The 3,432-nt window shown below is 65.0% G+C and carries 3 protein-coding genes; 1 reads left to right on the top strand and 2 read right to left on the bottom strand.

Features of this window, described 5'->3' with window-relative positions:
* A partial coding sequence (locus tag AC1D15_RS22770; protein ID WP_477827757.1) for a [protein-PII] uridylyltransferase occupies positions 1-2,581 on the top strand: 2,581 nt, incomplete at its 5' end.
* Positions 2,582-2,636: 55 nt separating this feature from the next.
* Here AC1D15_RS22770 and AC1D15_RS22775 read toward each other — a convergent pair.
* Both AC1D15_RS22775 and AC1D15_RS22780 read right to left on the bottom strand, forming a co-directional pair.
* Positions 2,637-3,092, bottom strand: coding sequence for a hypothetical protein (locus tag AC1D15_RS22775; RefSeq protein WP_477827758.1), 456 nt, complete (start codon positions 3,090-3,092; stop codon positions 2,637-2,639).
* A partial coding sequence (locus tag AC1D15_RS22780; RefSeq protein ID WP_477827759.1) for an EndoU domain-containing protein occupies positions 3,089-3,432 on the bottom strand: 344 nt, incomplete at its 5' end. The genes AC1D15_RS22780 and AC1D15_RS22775, both read right to left, overlap by 4 nt.

The raw sequence follows: 3,432 nt of genomic DNA on the forward strand, positions 1-3,432 counted from the left end.
GCGCAGCCGCTTCCGCGAGGGCAAGGCGGCGCTGATGGCGCACTTCCGCGAGTCGCGCGCCACCGCGCCGGCCGCGACCCGGCTGGTGCGGGCGCTGGCCCGCCACGTCGACCAGACGCTGCTCGGCCTGTGGGAGCACGCGATGATGCCGCCGGGTGCCGCGCTGCTGGCCGTCGGCGGCTACGGGCGTGCCGAGCTGTACCCACACTCCGACGTTGACGTGCTGGTGCTGCTGCCGCCCGGAGATGCGCTGCACAACGCCCGCATCGGCGCGCCAGGCTCCGACAACGATGCGCTGAAATCCTCGGTCGAGGGCTTCATCACCGCCTGCTGGGACCTGGGGCTGGAGATCGGCTCGAGCGTGCGCACCGTCGACGAATGCGTCGCCGAGGCGCATGGCGACGTGACGGTGCAGACCGCGCTGCTCGAATCGCGCTACCTGTGCGGCTCGAAGCGCGTGTTCAACGCCTTCCGGCGCGCGAATGCGGCCGCGATGGACCCGAAGGCCTTCCTGCGCGCGAAGACGCTGGAGATGCGCCAGCGCCACCAGAAGTACGAGGACACGCCCTACTCGCTGGAGCCGAACTGCAAGGAAAGCCCCGGCGGCCTGCGCGACCTGCAGATGGTGGTCTGGATCGCGCGCGCGGCGGGCCTGGGCCGCACCTGGACCGAGCTCGCGACGAAGGGGCTGATCACGCCGTTCGAGGTGAAGCAGCTGCAGCGCAACGAGGGCCTGCTGCGCCTGATCCGCGCGCGGCTGCACATGGTGGCCGGCCGCCGCGAGGACCGGCTGGTGTTCGACCTGCAGACCGCGGTGGCCGAGAGCTTCGGCTACGAGACCACGCAGATGCGCCGGGCGTCCGAGCAGCTGATGCACCGCTACTACTGGGCGGCCAAGGCGGTGACGCAGCTGAACCAGATCCTGGTGCTCAACATCGAGGAACGCATCAACGGCTCGCAGGATGCGCCGATGCGCCCGATCGGCACGCACTTCTTCGACCGCGCCGGCATGCTCGAGGTGGCGAGCGACGACCTGTACGAGCGCGAGCCGCACACCATCCTCGAGACCTTCCTGGTCTACCAGCAGACACCCGGCATCAAGGGCTTGTCGGCGCGCACGCTGCGCGCGCTGTACAACGCCCGCGAGGTGATGGACGGCGATTTCCGGCGCGACCCGGCGAACCGCGCGATCTTCATGCAGATCCTGCAGCAGCCCGAAGGCCAGACGCATGCCTTCCGGCTGATGAACCAGACCAGCGTGCTGGGCCGCTACCTGTGGGTGTTCCGGCGCATCGTCGGGCAGATGCAGCACGACCTGTTCCACGTCTACACGGTGGACCAGCACATCCTGATGGTGCTGCGCAACGTGCGGCGCTTCTTCATCCCGGAGCATGCGCACGAGTACCCGTTCTGCTCGCAGCTCGCCTCCACCTGGGACCGGCCGTACGTGCTGTACATCGCCGCGCTGTTCCACGACGTGGCCAAGGGCCGCGGCGGCGACCACTCCGACCTGGGAGCCACCGAGGTGCGGCGCTTCTGCCGCGACCACGGGCTCGACAAGGACGACACCGTGCTGGCCGAGTTCCTGGTCAAGGGCCACCTGACGATGTCGCGCATCGCGCAGAAGGAAGACCTGAGCGACCCCGAGGTGATCGAGAACTTTGCGCAGCTGGTGGGCACAGAGCGCCGGCTGACCGCGCTGTACCTGCTGACGGTGGCCGACATCCGCGGCACCAGCCCGAAGGTGTGGAACGCCTGGAAGGGCAAGCTGCTCGAGGACCTGTACCGACTGACCTTGCGCGCGCTGGGCGGCGCCACGCCGAACATGGACGCCGAGATCGAGGCGCGCCGGCAGGATGCGCGGCACACGCTGAACCTGTACTCGCTGCTGCCGGGCACCGAGGTGCCGCTGTGGAAGACGCTGGAGCTGAGCTATTTCGCGCGGCACGATGCCGGCGACATCGCCTGGCATGCGCGCTCGCTGTTCCGCCACGTGACGAGCACCGAGCCGATCGTGCGGGCGCGGCTGTCGTCGGTGGGCGAAGGGCTGCAGGTGCTGGTGTACGCGCCCGACCGGCCCGACCTGTTCGCGCGCATCTGCGGCTACTTCGACGGCGCCGGCTTCAACATCCTGGACGCGAAGATCCACACCACGCGTGCCGGCTATGCGCTCGACACCTTCCAGGTGATCAGCCCGCAGATGGAGCAGCACTACCGCGACCTGATCTCGCTGGTGGAGACGCAGGCGGCGCTCGCGTTGAAGGCCGAGGGCCCGTTGCCGGACCCGAGCCGTGGCCGGCTGTCGCGCCGCGTGAAGTCGTTCCCGATCACGCCGCGGGTGCTGCTGCGCCCGGACGAGCGCGGCCAGCGCTGGCTGCTGTCGGTATCGACCAGCGACCGCTCCGGGCTGCTGTACGCGATCTCGCGGGTGCTGGCACGCCACCACATCAACCTGCAGCTCGCGAAGATCACGACGCTGGGGGAGCGGGTCGAAGATACGTTCCTGATCGATGGCTCGGCCTTGCAGCAGAACCGGACCCAGATCGAGATCGAGAGCGAGTTGCTGGACGCGATCACGTAGTGCATCGATCAACGCTGCGTCGTATTCAACCAGCCCTTGCCCGCAAGGGTCGCTGCTAGTCGGAACTGGATCCGATGAGGATTGATACCTTCCCATCCGCAAAGAAGGCGTAGGCAAAGTCCCAAAAAACAGGGTATGCAGGATGTCCTGCTCTGAAACAGAATTTCTTCACTGCGTCAGCCTGCTTGGCCAAGCTCAAAGTGCAATCCTTCAACTCGACAAGCAACCCCTGAAACTCCCTTGAGTTCAACACCGAGTCGCTGGGGCCGGCCCCAGAATCTCCGGCGTAGCTTAGAAGCTCACCCATTTCGACGAGAATATCCTCGACACTTATCCCTTCTTCATTTTCGACCTCCGTACTCTCACCGAAAGCCTCACGAATGCAGGCACTCAAATCGTCAACACCATACCTCTCCGATAGTTCATACAGTCGGAGGAAGACGGTATAGTTTGTTGCATCTCGGTTGAGCATATCGCTGATCCGATTCAGCAAGCCCTGGGTAAGATTCATGGATTTTTCGGTGTATTTGTTGGAAAGCCCGTAACTATGCGACCACCCTTGCCGTTCGGCTCAACAATCACGGTTATGTCAATGCCATCTCGTGTTCCCTGCACCTTGATTCGTCCGTTGGGCTGAGTAGTACGACTCGAACCGGGATCTGTTGCAACATCAGAAATCTCGCCCTTGATCTTGTCGTCAGACCAGTTCGCAGGAAACTCACTCTTGCCTGGCTTCCCAGTGCCATGTCGATGCCCTCCGCCCGCATTGGGTCCGTCGCCGTCCAGGACGTGATGTCCGCCTTGAGGATCCAGAAGACTCGGCTTTTCCTCGTTAGCGCCAGTTGAAAGAC

Source organism: Rhizobacter sp. P2_H2 (assembly GCF_056403375.1).